Here is a 16,750-nt window from a genome sequence, read left to right as displayed (position 1 = left end):
ACGCCAGGAGGACCCCGCCATGACCAGACAGCGTCCACGCATCGTCGACCTCAGCGAGACGCCGCCCAACCGCCGGCGCGGTGGCGACCTGAGGGCCGTGCTCACCCCGACCTCGGTGGGTTCCACCAGCGGCTTCATGGGCATGGCGATCATGGCCCCCGGGGAGTCCATCGCCGAGCACTACCACCCGTACTCCGAGGAGTTCGTGTACGTGGTCGCCGGCCGGCTGGAGGTCGACCTCGACGGCGAGGCCCACCCGCTGCGCACCGACCAGGGACTGCTGGTCCCGCTCAACATGCGCCACCGGTTCCGCAACGTCGGCGACACAGAGGCCCGCATGGTCTTCCACCTCGGCCCGCTCGCCCCGCGCCCCGAACTGGGCCACGTCGACACCGAGGAAGCCCCGCACCCGGAGGGCACCGCCTGGGAGCAGCCCCCGGACCGCACGGGAGCGGTCTCGTGACCCGCCGCCGGGTGGCGGTCACCGGAGTCGGCGTCGTCGCGCCCGGTGGGATCGGCGTCTCCGCCTTCTGGGACCTGCTGTCCAAGGGCCGTACGGCGACCCGCGGCATCACCCTTTTCGACCCGGACGGCTTCCGCTCCCGGATAGCCGCGGAGGTCGACTTCGACCCCGCCGCGCACGGCCTCGACGACAGCGAGGCGGCGCGGGCGGACCGGTACATCCAGTTCGCCCTCGTCGCCGCCCGAGAAGCCCTGCTCGACGCCGGACTCGACCTCACCTCCGACGACGCCTGGCGCACCGGCGTCTCACTCGGCACCGCCGTCGGCGGGACCACCCGCCTGGAGCACGACTACGTAGCCGTGAGCCAGAACGGTGCCTGGTGGGACGTGGACGAGAAGTTCGCCGGGCCCCACCTGCACCGGGCGTTCACGCCCGCCACGCTCGCCTCCGCGGTCGCGGAGCAGACGGGCGCGCGCGGCCCGGTGCAGACCGTGTCCACCGGCTGCACCTCGGGACTGGACGCCGTCGGGTACGCCGTCCACTCCATCGCGGAGGGCCGGATGGACGTGTGCATCGCCGGGGCCTCGGACTCGCCCATATCGCCGATCACCGTGGCCTGCTTCGACGCCATCAAGGCGACCTCGCCGAACAACGACGACCCGGCCCACGCGTCCCGGCCGTTCGACGCCGACCGGGACGGATTCGTCCTCGGCGAGGGCGGAGCCGTCCTCGTACTCGAAGAGCTGGAACACGCCCGCGCCCGCGGTGCGACCGTCTACTGCGAGATCGGTGGCTACGCCACCTTCGGCAACGCCCACCACATGACCGGGCTGACCGCCGAAGGACTGGAGATGGCCCGGGCCATCCAAACCGCCCTGGACCAGGCCCGGATATCCCCGTCCGACGTCGACTACGTCAACGCGCACGGATCCGGCACCAAGCAGAACGACCGCCACGAGACGGCGGCCGTCAAGCGGGTCCTGGGCGACCACGCCTACAAGACGCCGATGACCTCCATCAAGTCGATGGTCGGTCACTCCCTCGGCGCCATCGGGGCGATAGAACTGGCGGCCTGCGTGCTCGCCATGACCCACCAGGTGGTACCGCCGACGGCGAACTACGAGACGCCGGACCCCGAGTGCGACCTGGACTACGTGCCCCGCACGGCACGCGGCCGCAAGCTGCGCAACGTGCTCTCGGTCGGCAGCGGCTTCGGCGGATTCCAGTCCGCCGTCGTCATGACCCGGTCGGAGGAGGAGGTCTCGTGACCACCCGTACGGTCATCACGGGCATCGGGGTCGTCGCGCCCAACGGCGTCGGCGCCGACGCCTTCTGGAAGGCGACCCAGTCCGGGCTCAGCGTGCTGGACCGCGTCACCCGGGCGGGGTGCGAGCACCTCCCGCTGCGCGTCGCCGGCGAGGTACGGGGCTTCGACCCCGGCGCGATGGTCGAGGACCGTTTCCTCGTCCAGACCGACCGCTTCACCCACCACGCCCTCGCCGCGGCCGACCTGGCCCTGGAGGACGCCCGCCTGGGCCGGGCCGACTACGAGGCGGACCCCTACTCGGTGGGCGTGGTCACGGCGGCCGGGTCCGGCGGCGGCGAGTTCGGCCAGCGCGAGCTGCAACGGCTCTGGGACCAGGGTCCCCGCTACGTGGGCCCGTACCAGTCCATCGCCTGGTTCTACGCCGCGAGCACCGGCCAGATCTCCATCCGCCGCGGCCTCAAGGGCCCGTGCGGGGTCGTCGCCAGCGACGAGGCGGGCGGTCTGGACGCCTTCGCGCACGCCGCCAGGGCGATCCGCCAGGGCAGCCGGGCGATGCTCGTCGGGGCCACGGAGGCGCCCCTCGCCCCGTACTCCATCGTCTGCCAGCTGGAGTACGAGGGGCTCAGCACCCAGGACGAGCCCGAGCGGGCCTACCGGCCGTTCACCGCCAGGGCCTGCGGGTACGTCCCCGCCGAGGGCGGCGCGATGTTCCTCGTCGAGGACGAGACCGCGGCCCTGCGCAGGGGCGCCACCGTACGAGCCGAACTGGCCGGCCACGCCGCCACCTTCAGCGGGACCCGACGGCCGGACGTGGCGGGCGAAGGACTGGCCCACGCGATCCGGGGCGCGCTCCGGGAGGCCGGCTGCGCCCCCGAGGAGATCGACGTGGTCTTCGCCGACGCCCTCGGGACGCCGGCGGCCGACGCCGCCGAGGCGGCGGCCATCGCCGCCGCCCTCGGCGGACACGGGCGCAAGGTGCCGGTCACGGCGCCGAAGACCGGTACGGGCAGGGCGTACTGCGCGGCGCCCGCCCTGGACACCGCCGCGGCGGCCCTGGCACTGCAGCACGGCATCGTGCCGCCGACCCCGAACGTCTTCGACGTCTGCCACGACCTCGACGTGGTGACGGGCACCGCCCGCTCCGCGGACCTGCGCACCGCGCTCGTGCTGAGCCGCGGCCGGATGGGCTCGAACTCCGCGCTCGTCCTGCGCAAGGGCCCGGCCGTGCCCAGGTCGTGAAACAGGACCCCCGTCCCCTCGTAGGAAGAAGAGAGAAGCCACATGTCCGACCGACTGACCCTGGAGGAGCTGGCGGCCCTGATGAAGACCGCCGGCATCACCGTCGACCCCGCCGAGATGGCGCGTCGCCCCGACTCCGCCTTCGACGACTACGGCCTGGACTCGCTGGGCCTGCTGGGCATCGTCGGCGAGCTGGAGAACCGGCGCGGCCGGGCACTGCCCACCGACGCCGAACGCTGCAAGACCCCCGGGGAATTCCTCGACCTCGTCAACAACAGCCTCATGACAGGAGCCTGACATGCCGGGACACACCGAGAACGAGATCACCGTCAACGCGCCCGTGGACGTCGTGTGGGAGATGACCAACGACCTCCCCAACTGGCCGCACCTGTTCAGCGAGTACGCCTCGCTGGAGATCCTGGAGCAGAAGGGGGACACCACCCGCTTCCGCCTGACCATGCACCCCGACGAGAACGGCAAGGTGTGGAGCTGGGTCTCGGAGCGGACCGTGGACCGCAAGGGCCTCTCCGTCCGGGCGCGGCGCGTGGAGACCGGCCCGTTCGCGCACATGGACATCCACTGGCAGTACTTCGCGGTGCCGGGCGGCACCCGGATGAAGTGGACGCAGGACTTCGCGATGAAGCCGGACGCGCCGGTGGACGACGCGTGGATGACCGACAACATCAACCGCAACTCGCCCATCCAGATGGCGCTCATCCGGGACAAGATCGAGCAGCGCGAGCGGGAGAACCACGCCCCCGCAGTCAGCCGCATCTGACGCCGTCCCCGAAACGAAAGGAGCACCACCGGATGCACCGCGCCCTCATCGTCGCCCGCATGGCGCCGGGATCGGCCCCCGACATCGCCGAGCTGTTCGCCGGCTCGGACGCGGGTGAACTGCCGCACCTGGTCGGCGTCACGCGTCGCAGCCTGTTCCAGTTCGGCGACGTGTACATGCACCTGATCGAGGCGGACCGGCCGCCGGGCCCCGCGATCGCGCAGGTCACCGAACACCCGGAGTTCCGGCAGCTCAGCGAGCGGCTCACCGCCTACATCAGCCCGCACAACCCGGACACGTGGCGCAGTCCGAAGGACGCGATGGCCCACGAGTTCTACCGCTGGGAGAACCCCGCCGCGAAGTGACCCGAGCGGCCCGGACGGGACCCGCACACCGGTGTGTGCGGGTCCCGCCGCGCGCGGCCCACCCGTCCCGGGCCCGTCCGGGGTCCGGGGACCCGAGAGCAGGAGACGGCCATGAACCCGACCGACCAGGACCACTTCCCGGTGGATCCGGCCCACCCCCACGACGGCGCCGGGCCCGCCCGTACCTCCCTGCGCGTGCTCGTGCTGTCCGGGTCCTCCCGCACCGGCTCGGTCAACACCCGCCTGGCCTCCCTCGTCGCCCGTCTGGTGACCGGGGCAGGGGCCGTGGCGGACCTCGCGACGCTCGGAGACTTCCCCATGCCGCCGTACGACGGCGACGTGGAGGCCGACGAAGGACCGCCGAAGGGCGCGCTGGCACTGCGCGAGCGGATCGAGGCGGCGCAGGCGCTGGTGATCGCCTCTCCCGAGTACAACGCCTCCGTTCCGGGCGTGGTGAAGAACGCCGTCGACTGGGTCTCCCGCGTCCGCCCGCAGCCCTTCAAGGACAAGCAGTCCCTGCTGGTCTCGGCCTCACCGTCGATGGTCGGCGGCAACCGGGGCCTGTGGGCCCTGCGCGTCCCGCTGGAGCACCTCGGCGCGCGGGTCTACCCCGACATGTTCAGCCTCGCCATGGCCCACCAGGCCTTCGGCGAGGACGGCGCGCTCACCGACCCGGGCCTGGGCGAGCGGCTGACCGCGACGATCGGCTCCTTCCTCGACCTGGTCGAGGCGGACACCCGCTATCTGTGCCTGCAGCGCCGCTGGTACGAGTTCCTCGGCGACCGCACGGACGCGCCGGTGACCGCCCGCGCCCAGGACTGATCATCGACGACCACAGGGCGTGAGCTATGTTTGAACGCGAGTGACATGAGAAGGAGGCCCTCCGGTGTCATCGGGGCAGCACGCACGCGCGCAGGCGGCCGCGATCAAGCCGAGCGGCCAGTCGCCGGAGGAGGTCCGCCCCCCGGCCGACCGGCTCCTCGCGCTCTTCGACGGCCGTCGACTGTCCCCCGGCCAGCGCCGGATCGCCCAGTACCTTATCGACCACCTCACCGAGGCCGCGTTCCTGTCGATCACCGAACTCGCCGAACGGGTCGGCGTCAGCCAGCCCTCCGTGACTCGCTTCGCCGCCTCCCTCGGATTCAGCGGCTACCCCGCCCTGCGCGACGTGCTCCAGCCGATCGCCCTGAGTGCGGTGGCCGGGTCCCCGGACACCCGTGAGCAGATCCGCCGCAACGAACTGCAGGCGGCCGTGGACGCGGAGATCGAGAACCTGGAGAACGTGCGCAGGCTGCTCGCCGACACCAACCAGGTGCTCGACATCGGCCGCGAACTGGCGAAGTCGGTGCCCCTGACCGTCCTCGGACTGCGCATCTCGGTGTCCCTGGCCGAGTACTTCGCCTACGCGGCCCGGCGCATCCACCCCGACGTACGCCTGGTGACCCGCGGTGGCAGCGTCGCCTACGACGCGCTGCTCCAGTCCAAGGCGGCCGGCGGAACCTGGGTCCTCGCCTTCGCCATGCCGCGGCACGCCAAGGAGACCCTGGCCGCGATCCGGGCCGCCCGCAGCACGGGGCTGCGGGTCGTCCTGATCACCGATCCCACCCTGGGGCCGCTCGTGGACGAGGCGGACGTGGCCCTGACGTCGGGGACCGGATCGCGGCTCGTCTTCGACTCGTACGCGGCCCCCGGAATGCTCTCCGCCGCACTGCTTCAGGCCATGGCCGACGCGGACCCCGAGCGCACGCAGGCGCGCCTGGAGGATTACGAGCAGGTCGCCGACCAGCACGGATTCTTCCTCTAAGGGCCGATCGGGGCGGATTTTCGCGCTGCTGGCCAGGGGGATATTCAGCCAACGAGGTGCATGAAATTTTTCATGCGCTTGCTTACTCGACGGTATATATGTTTACTGACGGCGGCGCTCCGGATCCACCAGATGCCAAGGAGGAGGACCCCCTCCTGAACGGACGCGCGGCACGACGAACCTCCTCACGTCGCGACCGCCCGTCGAGTCAAGGCTTTGGATCCCGCTGAGCGCCCATGGCGGCCTCGGTCAACCCCTGGGCCGAGGCCGCCCCCCACGCACCATCTCGATCAGAGTTCGACACCACTCGGAAGTGACGAGAATGCCCCAGACGGCCACCATCACGCGCAGTCCGGACTGGCCCATGCAGGTCAAGGCCCCCGGCACCCATGACTGGGAACGCTCGGCCACACGCTGGCTGCGGGATCTGCTTCCGGCCCGTTACGGCGGCTACCTCACGCTGACCCGTCACCACGCGCTGCTGGGCCGGCACGTCCAGCTCCAGCTCCAGCACGAGATGCGCGCGGTGCGGGCGGCCCTGCAGACCAGCCGCGCCGAACTGCCCATGCTGGGCATAGCCGAGTCGGTCATCGAGAACACGATCAGGATGTACGCCGTGGAGCTGGAGCAGCTCGGACGCCTTTCCCGCGGCGCGCGACTCGTCTCCGACGCCCTCCTCGTGGGCACCCCCGCCCAGCGCAGGCGCTGACCGGCCGGAACGCGTCCCACGGTTCCACTCGGTCCTACGCTGACTGCCAGGAGCGCAGGCGGGCGGCCACGTCGAAGACGGTGACGCGGAGCGTGCGGATGTCCGTGATGAGGTCGCGCCACTGCTCGTACGAGGCGTCCACCGCCTTGCCGGACGCCTCGATGTAGGCGACGGCGACCCCGTAGCCGAAGTACTCGTTCGAGTCGGGAAGCGGGCGGAGCAGGACGATCGCGTCGAGGAGGGCGGCCGCGCGCCAGTAGGCGTCGGGGTCGTCCGCGTCCAGGCTGGGCGTGTTCACCCGGTGCCGGGCGACGGCGGCGACCAGCGCGGAGTGGTCGGCCACCGCCACGTCCTTGAACAGTGACTCCTGCCGCTCCAGCAGCCAGCGGTGATCGATGTGCAGTTCCACGCGTCCGAGTATCCCCGTCCGGGCTCCGGGCGGGGGGCTGTTCGCGAAGCGCGAGGTCGCACGTGCCCCGACGCCGCCCGGCTCGGGGGAGCCGGGCGGCGCGCGATCCACGGGCCGGTGTGCGGGTCCGGCGGCTGTGGCCCGGAGGTTACGGCACGGAGGTTACGGCACGGCGGCTACGGCTTGGGGAGCGTGCAGCCGGGGCGGTTCAGGTCGATCTTGTTGCCCGGGGCTATGCAGGGGACGATGGTGTACGTCTCCTGCGCGTAGTTGATGCCCTGGCGGACCGTCACGTTGCCGTTCTCGTCGACCTCGCACGGGTTGTTGTCCGTGCAGCGGCCGCCGTCCTCGTTGCCCGTGTTGTTGACGGCGACGACCTTGCCAGTCGTCGTGTCGATCACCGGTGAACCGGAGGTGCCGCCGATGGTGTTGCAGGACGAGGTGTAGCGGACGGAGTCCTTCCAGGTCCAGGCGCCCTCCTTGAGGCGGTAGGCGAAGCCGTCGACGTTGCAGCTGTAGGTCCGCTTCCAGTAGCCGGAGACGACCTTGATGGCCGAGCCCTGCGTGGGGCGGACGTCGTTGAGGGTCAGCGCCGTGATGCCGTACTGGCTCTGGATCTGGGCGTACGTCTTGGTCAGCTGGTAGACGGACACGTCGGTGTCGGTCATGGTCGCGTACGCGACCTTGCTGGCGCGCAGCGTCCCGGCCTTGGAGCCCGACGCGTTGAGGAGGGAGAAGGAGCGGGAGGACGGCTGGTCCTTGATGACCTCGCCGGCCGCGGGGAAGCCGGTCTCCAGACAGTGACCGTTGGACAGGACGAGGGCGGGGTCGTTCGGCTGGGAGCCGGGTGCGCGGACGACGGAGCCGGAGCAGTTGCTGAGCGCGACCGTTCCCGCGAAGGTGACCGCGACGGCCGGTGCGGCCACGGCGGGGGCGCCCGCCGCTCCCACGAGGAGCAGGGAGAATAAGGCGCCGGCGAGAGGCTTGTTCATGTGGGGGTTCCCCTCAGAGGACGATGCAACCGAAGATCCTTCGGTTGTCATGCGCATTGTTGGTATCCGAGGGTCAACCCGCAAGAGGGCGTGGGGGGTTGGGATCCGGTCCGGGGGAGGAGCCGGGGTTCGGCGGCACGCGCCCCGGTGTCGGGTGTGGTGACGGTCCGGTGACGGCGCGATCACCCTTCGGCACGGGTGTTCCGTAGCCGAGGCTTTGCCTCCTACGGTCTGTGCAGCACAGTTCCGGACCAGGAGGCAGCGTGGAGCGCGAGATCGACATCGACCAGCTGGTGGCGGCGATGAAGGCGGTCGACGAGGCGGGACGGCTCTTCGAGGAGGCGCTCGCCGTGTACGAGGCGCGCGGCGTCAAGAGGACCGACGACCCCAAGGTCGCGGGCGGCGCCGTCCAGACGCTCCAGGGAGCCGAGGAGATGGTCCTCGGGACCCGCAGGTTCCTCACCGAACTGGCCCTGCTCGCCGGATACGCGACCGCGGGCCTGGAGGACCGGCTGGGCGGGCGGACGGCGACCACCCGGACGGGCTTCACGGGCCTCTCCGGCGGCGGCTCCCGCATGGCCCGCCCGCTGCTCGACCCGACCCTGCGCGGGCTGGAGCTGCTGCTGGCCGTCGAACTCTTCGAGCCCGCCTTCAAGGAGGAGATCGAGGGGGTCGTCCGCGCCGAGGCCGCGACCTACCCGGACCCGTCGACGTTCCGCATCCCGGGCCCGGCCACGACCGGTACGCCCTAGCGGGTCCCCCGGGGTGCCGGGTTCCGCCGCCGGGGCGACGCTGGTGGTATGCATCATGCACCGGTCGTCGTGCACCGGATCTTCCCGTCGGGAGGCCGGCAGGTGACGCTGCGGACCGCGAGCCGCGAGGAGTCCCTCGGCGTGGCCCGCTCGGACGAGGACGTCATCGAGTTCCTGCGGCGGGCCGGCATGCCCGACCCCGACGAGGTGGTCCTCGGCGGAGCGGAGCTGCTGGAGTGGGACTCCGACACGCCCCACGTATACACGGCGGACCCGCCGACCGACGACCTGCCGTGACGGCCGCGGCCGGCCCGGCCGGCGCCGACACGTGCCCGCGCGGGCGGGACCGTGACCCACCCGCCGGCTCGGCCGACGCCGCGACGGGCCGGATCGACGCGCCTCCGCCCCCGGCGGTCAGGGCATCCGCGGCCGCCCTGGCTGCCGCCGACCGTCCAGGAAACGGGCCCGCCGCGCCACGAGGGCAACGATCCGGCGGCGTTCCCGCGCGGGAGCACGGTCAAGGGTCCCCCCTTCGGTCAATGCCGATGACCGGACGCGAAGGCGCAGGCCGGGCTACTCGGCGGCGATGGCACGCAGGATGTCCAGGCGCGCCGCCCGCCGGGCCGGGCGCCAGCCCGCCAGGACGCCCGCCGCGACACCGACCAGCGCGACGACGCCGAGTTGCAGCGGTGGGACGGCAAAGGCGAACGCGCTGTCGCTCGTCCCGTCCGAGGCCTTCACCAGGACCCACCCGAGGACGCCGCCCAGCGCCAGGCCCCCGGCCGTGCCGAACGCCGCGACCAGGACCGACTCCCAGCGGACCATGGCCCGCAGCTGCGCCCCGCTCTGGCCGACCGCCCGCAGCAGGCCCAGCTCGCGGGTGCGCTCGTACACCGCGAGGGTGAGCGTGTTGGCGATGCCCAGCAGTGCGATCAGCACGGCGAGGGCGAGCAGCGCGTAGACGAGGGTGAGCATCATGTCGATGCCGCCCGCCGAGGACTGCGCGTACGCCTCGCGCGTCTGCACCTCGGGGCTGCCGAACCGCTCCGCGGTCCGCTCGACCGCCGCCGTCCCGTCCGCCACCGGCACCCCGTCCTTGAAGGTGACGGCCACCAGCGTGTCCGAGTCTTGCGCCCGGTGCGGGGCCCAGGCCGCCCGCGTGATGACGTAGTCGCCGGCGAGCTCCGAGCGCCCGTACACCGCGCGGACCGTGAAGCGCTGCTTCTGCCCGTCGGCGAAGGCGAGTTCCAGCGAGCTGCCCGTCCGCCAGCCGTGCCGGTCGGCCTCCTTGCCGGCCACGGCGATCCCGTCCGCGCCGAGCGAGTCGAGCCGGCCCTCGACGGCCCCGAGGTCGAGGCCTACGGCGAGGGCGGCCGGATCGGTGACCGTCAGCGCGCGGCCGAAGCCGTCGACCTCCGCGACCCCCTTGCCGAGGCCGACCGCGCTCGCCACCTCGGGCAGCGCGGCGACCGCCGGTGCCAGCGCCGGGCTGAGGCCGCTGCCGCCGGCCCCGAACGCGGGTGCGCTGATGGCCACGTCACCGGCGAAGGACCGCGACACGGTCCGGTCCATCGTTTCCCTCAGGGACGCCCCGACGACGGTGAACAGCGAGACGACGGCGACGCCGATCATCAGCGCGGTCGCGGTCGACGCCGTCCGCTTGGGACTGCGCCGCGCGTTGCGCCCGGCCAGGGCGCCCGTCACCCCGCGCAGCCGGGCCAGCGGGCGCGCGAGGATCCGTACGGCGGACGAGGACGCGACCGGACCCAGGACGACGAACGAGGCCGTCAGCAGCACCGCACCCGCCCCGGACAGCCACAGCGACGGTACGGCCAGCGCCCCGGTCAGGATCACCCCGAGGCCGGCCGCGCCCAGCCCGGCGCCGACGGCCGTCCTGGCCCGCGACGCCCCCGAGTCGTCCACGGAGTTCTCGCGCAGCGCCGCCAGCGGAGCGGTACGTCCTGCCCGTACGGCCGGCAGCAGCGCGGAGCCGAGGCAGACGGCGACACCCACCGTGAGGGGCAGCAGCATCGACAGGCCGCTGATCACCAAGTCCCCTTCGGGGAACCGGAATCCGATGGCCGGGAACAGGGCCTGGAGCCCGGCGGCGATCCCGATGCCGCCGAGCAGTCCGGCCGCCGAGGCGAGGACGGCGACGACCGCGGCCTCGGCCAGGGTCCCGCCGACGACCTGGCGGCGGGAGGCGCCGAGCGCACGCAACAGGGCGTTTTCGCGGGTGCGTTGGGCGACCACGATCGCGAAGGTGTTGTGGATGCTGAAGGTCGCGACGAGCAGGGCGATGCCCGAGAAGACGAGGAGGAGGGTGGTGAACAGGGACAGGAACTGGCCCGAGATCATGTCGGTGTTCTCCTGGGCCGACTCCTGGCCGGTGATCGCCTCGACGCCCTGCGGCAGCACCGGGGCCAGCGCGGCCACGAGCTCCCGCTGGCTGGTGCCCGGGCCGGCCCGCACCTGGATGGAGGCCGCCTGGCCCGGCCCGGAGGTCAGGTACTTCTCCGCGTCCGCCCGGGTCATCCCCGTGTACGTCACCTGTGCCATGCCGTCGGCGCCGCCGAAGGTGGCCAGCCCGACGACGGTCACCCGGACCGGGTCGGGCGTGCGCAGCACCGTCGTGTCGCCGATCTTCAGCCCGCCCTTGGCGGCGGTGCTCCGGTTCACGACGACCTCGCCGGAGGCCTGAGGGGGGCGGCCTTCCGCGAGCCGGTACGGGTTGAGCCGCGGGTCCGTGATCCAGTTGCCCGCGAGCGTGGGCGGTCCCTGGCCGCCGATCGGTTCGCCGTTCGCGCCGACGAGCTGTCCCGCGCCCTTGATCTCCGGCTCCGCCGCGGCCACCCCCGGCGTACGCCGGATCCGCTCGGCGAGGTCCGCGGGCACGGGCTGCCGGCTGCCCTGGGCCTGGCCCGGGACGGTGACGACGCGGGAGCTGCGGACGACCGCGTCGGTCCCGCTCGCCGCGCCCGCGAACATGCTGTCGAAGCTCGCGCGGAGGGTGTCGCCCATGACGAGGGTCCCGGTGAAGAAGGCGACGCCGAGCAGCACGGCCGTGAACGTCCCGGCGAAGCGCCGTTTGTGGGCGTGCAGCGAAGCGGTGCTGAGCCGCAGGGTGGTACGGGCGGCGCTCATGACTCCGCCCCCGACGGAGCGAGGGCCGAAGCGGCTTTCGGGGACCGGGTATCGAAGGCCTTGAGCCGGTCCAGGACCCGCTCGGCGGTCGGGGCCGCCATCCGGTCGACCAGCCGCCCGTCGGCGAGGAAGACGACCTCGTCCGCGTGGGCGGCGGCCACCGGGTCGTGGGTGACCATCACGACCGTGCGGCCCATCTCGCGCACCGCGCGGCCGAGCAGCCCCAGCATTTCTTCGCCCGAGCGGGAGTCGAGGTTCCCGGTCGGCTCGTCGGCGAAGACGACGTCGGGGCTGCCGGCGAGGGCACGCGCGACGGCGACCCGCTGCTGCTGGCCGCCGGACAGTTCGGAGGGCCGGTGGTGCAGCCGGTCGCGCAGGCTGACGATGTCGATGAGGCTGTCGAGCCACGCGCCGTCGGCGCGGGTTCCCGCGAGGTCCTGCGGGAGGGTGATGTTCTCGGCGACCGTGAGGGTGGAGACCAGGTTGAAGGCCTGGAAGACGAAGCCGACGCGCTCGCGGCGCAGCAGGGTGAGCCCGCGGTCGTCGAGTGCTCCCAGCTCCGTGCCGCCGATGAAGGCGGATCCGGAGGTGAGCGTGTCGAGGCCGGCGGCGCAGTGCATGAGGGTGGACTTGCCGGAACCGGACGGCCCCATGATCGCGGTGAAGCGGCCGGCCGGGAAGTCGACGCTCACCCCGTCCAGGGCGCGGACCTCGGTGTCGCCCCGGCCGTAGACCTTCCGGGCGTTGACGACCCGGGCGGCGGCGACTCCTGCGCCGCCGCCCGGCAGGGCGCTGACGGTGCTCATGCCGCACCGCCCTTGGAGGCGGGGCCGAACTGCTCGTCCAGCACGGAAAGCCGCCGCCAGTACTCGTCCTCGTCGATCTCCCCGGACGCGAAGCGCCGGCCCAGGACCGCGATCGGCGACTGCTCGCCGTACGCCGCCCCGCGGGCCTGCCACGGCCCGCGGCGCCCGCGCCACACGGTGCGGCGCAGTACGGTCACGGCGCCGAACACGACCGCCGCCCAGATCAGCGGGAAGAACAGGATCCATGGGCCGGGCCCGTCGTACGCGAGGGTGGTGAGGGTGTTCATCTCGGTTCAGCTCCTCGGAAGCGTGGACGTTTCGTCTCACTGACGAGACTGGCTCCGGGAGGGGGTGCGGGTCGTCGTACGGCCGGCTGCACCGTCCGTACTTCACCGGGAGTACGGGGCCGGGCGCACGGCCGCGGGGGCGGCGCGGGCGCGGTGTGCGGAGCGCGGTGTGGGGAGCGCGGTGTGCGGGAGCGCGGTGTGGGGGAGGTTAGTGTGCGGGAGGGCGGGTCAGCCGAGCCAGCCGGGCCTGACCAGCCCGGACTCGTAGGCCAGGACCACCAGTTGGGCCCGGTCCCGGGCGCCGAGCTTGACCATCGCCCGGCTGACGTGGGTCTTCGCGGTGAGCGGGCTGACGACCAGGCGGCGGGCGATCTCCTCGTTGGACAGGCCCATGCCGACCAGCGCCATCACCTCCCGCTCCCGCTCCGTCAGCCGCCCCAGCTCCGCGGCGGTGGCGGGCTGCTTCGAACGGGCCGCGAACTCCGCGATGAGACGGCGGGTCACTCCCGGGGACAGCAGCGCGTCGCCCTCCACCACCGCCCGGACCGCGCGCAGCAGTTCCTCCGGCTCGGTGTCCTTGACCAGGAAACCCGAGGCACCGGACCGGATCGCCTCGAAGACGTACTCGTCGAGCTCGAAGGTGGTGAGCATGACGACCTTGACCGCGGCGAACTCCCCGTCCCCGGTGATCAGGCGGGTGGCGGCCAGCCCGTCGAGCACCGGCATCCGGATGTCCATGAGCACGACGTCGGGGCGCAGCTCCCGCACCAGCCGCACCGCCTCGTCGCCGTCGGCCGCCTCACCCGCCACCTCGATGTCGGACTGCGCGTCGAGCAGTGCCCGGAACCCGGCCCGCACGAGAAGCTGGTCGTCGGCGAGCAGTACGCGGATCACGGATCCTCCTTGGACGTGACGGGTCCCAGCGGCAGCCTCGCCACCACCCGGAAGCCCCCGTCGGGGCGCGGGCCGGCCTCGATCGTGCCACCCAGCGCCGCGGCCCGCTCGCGCATTCCGACGAGACCGTTTCCACTGCCGCCCGCGCCGCCTGCGGTGGCCGGGCCGTCGTCGTCCACGCGCAGCTCCAGCGCGTCCGGCCGCCAGACGAGGCGGACACGGGCGGTGCGTGAACCGGAGTGCCGCACCACGTTGGTCAGCGCCTCCTGCACGATGCGGAAGGCGGCGAGGTCGGCACCCGGGGGCAGAGCCCGCGCCTTCCCTTCCGGGGCCACGGCCACGGCGAGCCCGGCCGCCGAGGCCTGCTCGACGAGTTCGGGGAGCCGGTCGAGACCGGGCGCGGGGGTGCGCGGCGCGTCACCGGGGGTACGCAGCGTGTCGAGGACCTGCCGGACCTCGCCCAGTGCCTCCTTGCTGGCGCCCTTGATGGTGGTCAGAGCCGTACGGGCCTGTTCGGGGTCCGTGTCGAGCAGGGCCAGCCCGACGCCGGCCTGGACGTTGATCACCGAGATGCTGTGGGCGAGGACGTCGTGGAGCTCGCGGGCGATGCGCAGCCGCTCCTCGTCCACCCGGCGGAGCTCGGCCGCCGCCCGCTCGGCCCGGTCGCGGGCCCACTGCTCCCGGCGTACGCGGACCAGCTCGGAGACCGCGAGCATCGCCAGCACCCACGCGGTGATGCCCAGTTCCTGCCCCCAGGGCGCCGGCCCGTCCCCGGCGGGCGGAAACCACCGGTACAGCCAGTGGCCGATGAGCAGGTGCCCGGCCCAGAGCAGCCCGACGGCTCCCCAGGCGGCTCTTCGGTGACCGGTGCAGACCGCGTTGAAGCAGGCCAGCACGAGGCTGACGAAGACCGGGCCGTACGGATACCCGGCGCCGATGTACACGAGGGTGACGGCGCTGACCCCGTACACGACGGCCACCGGATAGCGGTGGCGCACCAGCAGCAGCGCGGGCCCGAGCAGCAGCAGGAACCGCGCGAACGCGTCCAGCGGTACCCGACCGGTCTGCGCCTGAGCGGCCCAGCTGGAGCCGGCCTGCGCGAAGACGGCGACGAGCAGCGCGGAGCGCCAGCCCGGCCCCCGGCCGGTCCGCTCCACCCACCACCGCCAGGGAGGCCCGGGGCGCTCGCGCTGCTCTTCCATACGGCCACGCTAGTGCGGACCGGCCGTCACCCGCGTCACCCTGGCGTAGCGTTCGCGGCGTACTCCCCAGGTAGTAGGGCCGGGGCCAAGGCCCGCCGCCGGGGTCAGGTCGGCGAGGACTTCGTACCGTCAGCTTTCGGGGAGCTGTGGCGGTGCGGGTTTCAGCCCGTCCAGGGTGAGGTCGAGAAGCCGTTCGGCCTGGTCTCGTTGCTCGGGCTTCGCCGAAGTGAGGGCGATGCCGGCGAGGGCGGCGAACACGTCGGTGGGGCGGATGTCGGAGCGCAGGGCGCCGGCAGCGGTACCGGCTGCCATGAGGGTGGAGATGGCGGTCTGGATCATGTCGCGGCTGTGGCCGTAGGGGTCGGCTCCCGAGGCGACGACGGCGCGCAGGGCGTCGGCCATGCCGAGTTTGGCGGTGGCGTAGTCGATGAAACGACCCATCCAGGCGCGCAGGGCCTCACGCGGCGGCATCGTCGCCAAGAGGTCGGGGACGGCATCGCACAGCCGCGCCACCTCATTGCGGTAGGCCGCCTCGATCAGGATCTCCCGCGTCGGGAAGTTGCGGTAGAGCGTGCCGGTTCCCACCCCCGCCTCCCTGGCGATGCGTTCGAAGTGGGCCTCCAGTCCCTCTTCGGCGAACACACGCACCGCGGCGGCCAGGATCTTGTCCCGGTTGCGCTGTGCGTCAGCCCTCAGCGGGCGTTCCGTATCCCGTGCCATCGACGGCTCGCTCCCTCATCCCCAGTTGCGAAGTGGAGGCGCGTCCACTTACGGTGGAACTAACCGGCGGAGCCTCCACTTTCACTCTAGTTGGTGCGCTGCGCTCATTCCACTTTCGGAGGATCTGGTGTCGGGAATCGAAGGCAAGGTCGTTGTGATCACGGGAGCCAGCAGCGGGATCGGCGAGGCGACTGCGCTGCTGCTGGCCGAGCGGGGGGCGAAGGTGGTGCTCGGTGCACGTCGGCCGGAGCGTCTTGAGGCGCTCGCCGCCCGCATCGAGAAGGCCGGCGGCCAGGCCGTCTATGCACGCACGGACGTGAAGCGCCGGGAGGACCTGACCGGTTTGGTCGGGCTGGCCTGCGACCGGTACGGCAAGATCGATGTCCTCGTCAGCAATGCCGGGGTCGGTCTGATCTCCCCGCTGGACGACCTGCGCGTCGAGGACTGGGAGGAGATGATCGACGTCAACCTCAAAGGAGTCCTGTACGGAATCGCCGCAGCGCTGCCCGTCTTCCGGGAGCAGGGCTTCGGGCACTTCGTGAACACGGTCTCCACGGCCGGGCTGCGCATCGTGCCGCTCCAGGCGGTGTACGCCGGGACCAAGAACGCGGTCCGCACCATCTCCGAGGGCCTGCGCCAGGAAGCCGGCGGCAGCCTGCGCGTCACGGTCGTCTCGCCAGGTGCCACGCGCACGGAATTCACGGATTCCATGGCTCCGGAGATGAAGGCCCATATCCTCGACAGCATGGGCGAGATCGCGATTCCGCCGGACGCCATCGCCCGCGCCATCGCCTTCGCCATCGAGCAGCCGGCCGGTGTCGACGTGGGCGACATCGTCGTCCGCCCCACAGCACAGAACTAAGCGGCCTCGGGGAAGCGGGGCACGTCCCCGCGCCTCCCCCAGCTACCGCTGGGAGGT

At 72.4% G+C, this 16,750-nt stretch carries 20 protein-coding genes; 12 read left to right on the top strand and 8 right to left on the bottom strand.

The window, feature by feature from the left end; all coding sequences use genetic code 11:
- The first annotated feature begins 19 nt into the window (after nt 1–19).
- From OG429_RS05200 to OG429_RS05160, 9 genes are all read left to right on the top strand, one after another.
- Nucleotides 20–463 (top strand): cupin domain-containing protein, encoded by a 444-nt coding sequence (locus tag OG429_RS05200; RefSeq protein ID WP_328924097.1) that lies wholly within the window; start codon nt 20–22, stop codon nt 461–463.
- The gene (locus tag OG429_RS05195) at nt 460–1,731 is read left to right on the top strand and encodes a beta-ketoacyl-[acyl-carrier-protein] synthase family protein (protein WP_328924096.1); all 1,272 of its coding nucleotides are present in this window, start codon (nt 460–462) and stop codon (nt 1,729–1,731) included. The genes OG429_RS05200 and OG429_RS05195 overlap by 4 nt, the downstream gene beginning before the upstream one ends.
- Nucleotides 1,728–2,969: a beta-ketoacyl synthase N-terminal-like domain-containing protein gene (locus tag OG429_RS05190; protein WP_328924095.1), complete on the top strand. Its 1,242-nt coding sequence runs from the start codon at nt 1,728–1,730 to the stop codon at nt 2,967–2,969. The genes OG429_RS05195 and OG429_RS05190 overlap by 4 nt, the downstream gene beginning before the upstream one ends.
- 42 nt (nt 2,970–3,011) lie before the next feature.
- Nucleotides 3,012–3,266: an acyl carrier protein gene (locus OG429_RS05185; RefSeq protein WP_328924094.1), complete on the top strand. Its 255-nt coding sequence runs from the start codon at nt 3,012–3,014 to the stop codon at nt 3,264–3,266.
- Nucleotide 3,267: 1 nt separating this feature from the next.
- Nucleotides 3,268–3,747 carry an SRPBCC family protein gene (locus OG429_RS05180; protein WP_328924093.1) on the top strand — a complete coding sequence of 160 codons (480 nt, stop codon included), beginning with the start codon at nt 3,268–3,270 and terminating at the stop codon, nt 3,745–3,747.
- Nucleotides 3,748–3,779: 32 nt separating this feature from the next.
- Nucleotides 3,780–4,112 (top strand): TcmI family type II polyketide cyclase, encoded by a 333-nt coding sequence (locus OG429_RS05175; RefSeq protein WP_328924092.1) that lies wholly within the window; start codon nt 3,780–3,782, stop codon nt 4,110–4,112.
- Between the two features lie 189 nt (nt 4,113–4,301).
- Nucleotides 4,302–4,934, top strand: coding sequence for an NADPH-dependent FMN reductase (locus OG429_RS05170; protein WP_328930158.1), 633 nt, complete (start codon nt 4,302–4,304; stop codon nt 4,932–4,934).
- A gap of 64 nt (nt 4,935–4,998) precedes the next feature.
- Nucleotides 4,999–5,916 carry a MurR/RpiR family transcriptional regulator gene (locus OG429_RS05165; RefSeq protein WP_328924091.1) on the top strand — a complete coding sequence of 306 codons (918 nt, stop codon included), beginning with the start codon at nt 4,999–5,001 and terminating at the stop codon, nt 5,914–5,916.
- A 322-nt stretch (nt 5,917–6,238) separates the two neighbouring features.
- Nucleotides 6,239–6,625, top strand: a complete 387-nt coding sequence (locus OG429_RS05160) for a hypothetical protein (protein ID WP_328930157.1) — start codon at nt 6,239–6,241, stop codon at nt 6,623–6,625.
- 34 nt (nt 6,626–6,659) lie between these two features.
- On the opposite strand, the gene OG429_RS05155 is transcribed toward OG429_RS05160, so the two are convergent.
- Both OG429_RS05155 and OG429_RS05150 read right to left on the bottom strand, forming a co-directional pair.
- A complete protein-coding gene (locus OG429_RS05155) occupies nt 6,660–7,034 on the bottom strand; it encodes a toxin Doc (RefSeq protein ID WP_328924090.1) in 375 nt (124 codons plus the stop codon).
- A gap of 176 nt (nt 7,035–7,210) precedes the next feature.
- Nucleotides 7,211–8,026 carry a S1 family peptidase gene (locus OG429_RS05150; protein ID WP_328924089.1) on the bottom strand — a complete coding sequence of 272 codons (816 nt, stop codon included), beginning with the start codon at nt 8,024–8,026 and terminating at the stop codon, nt 7,211–7,213.
- A 263-nt stretch (nt 8,027–8,289) separates the two neighbouring features.
- Between OG429_RS05150 and OG429_RS05145 the strand changes: the two genes are divergently transcribed.
- Nucleotides 8,290–8,778, top strand: coding sequence for a hypothetical protein (locus OG429_RS05145; protein WP_328924088.1), 489 nt, complete (start codon nt 8,290–8,292; stop codon nt 8,776–8,778).
- A gap of 48 nt (nt 8,779–8,826) precedes the next feature.
- Nucleotides 8,827–9,075, top strand: coding sequence for a hypothetical protein (locus OG429_RS05140; RefSeq protein WP_328924087.1), 249 nt, complete (start codon nt 8,827–8,829; stop codon nt 9,073–9,075).
- 276 nt (nt 9,076–9,351) lie between these two features.
- Here OG429_RS05140 and OG429_RS05135 read toward each other — a convergent pair whose 3' ends face one another.
- The 6 genes from OG429_RS05135 to OG429_RS05110 form a co-directional block, all read right to left on the bottom strand.
- Nucleotides 9,352–11,922, bottom strand: coding sequence for an ABC transporter permease (locus tag OG429_RS05135; protein WP_328924086.1), 2,571 nt, complete (start codon nt 11,920–11,922; stop codon nt 9,352–9,354).
- On the bottom strand, nt 11,919–12,728 hold the full coding sequence (locus tag OG429_RS05130) for an ABC transporter ATP-binding protein (protein ID WP_328924085.1): 810 nt from the start codon (nt 12,726–12,728) through the stop codon (nt 11,919–11,921). The genes OG429_RS05135 and OG429_RS05130 overlap by 4 nt, the downstream gene beginning before the upstream one ends.
- The gene (locus OG429_RS05125) at nt 12,725–13,015 is read right to left on the bottom strand and encodes an SHOCT domain-containing protein (protein WP_328924084.1); all 291 of its coding nucleotides are present in this window, start codon (nt 13,013–13,015) and stop codon (nt 12,725–12,727) included. Before OG429_RS05125 ends, OG429_RS05130 begins: the two co-directional genes overlap by 4 nt.
- Before the next feature lie 228 nt (nt 13,016–13,243).
- Nucleotides 13,244–13,909: a response regulator transcription factor gene (locus tag OG429_RS05120; protein WP_328924083.1), complete on the bottom strand. Its 666-nt coding sequence runs from the start codon at nt 13,907–13,909 to the stop codon at nt 13,244–13,246.
- A complete protein-coding gene (locus OG429_RS05115; protein ID WP_328924082.1) occupies nt 13,906–15,111 on the bottom strand; it encodes a sensor histidine kinase in 1,206 nt (401 codons plus the stop codon). The genes OG429_RS05120 and OG429_RS05115 overlap by 4 nt, the downstream gene beginning before the upstream one ends.
- A gap of 129 nt (nt 15,112–15,240) precedes the next feature.
- A complete protein-coding gene (locus OG429_RS05110; protein ID WP_328924081.1) occupies nt 15,241–15,831 on the bottom strand; it encodes a TetR/AcrR family transcriptional regulator in 591 nt (196 codons plus the stop codon).
- Between the two features lie 127 nt (nt 15,832–15,958).
- Here OG429_RS05110 and OG429_RS05105 point away from each other — a divergent pair, with 127 nt between their 5' ends.
- A complete protein-coding gene (locus OG429_RS05105; RefSeq protein ID WP_328924080.1) occupies nt 15,959–16,693 on the top strand; it encodes an SDR family oxidoreductase in 735 nt (244 codons plus the stop codon).
- Nucleotides 16,694–16,750: the final 57 nt, after the last annotated feature.

Source organism: Streptomyces sp. NBC_00190, assembly GCF_036203305.1.
Taxonomy (GTDB): Bacteria; Actinomycetota; Actinomycetes; order Streptomycetales; family Streptomycetaceae; genus Streptomyces.
The sequence above is the reverse complement of the archived record's forward strand: the minus strand, read 5'-3'. Positions and strand labels throughout refer to the sequence as shown.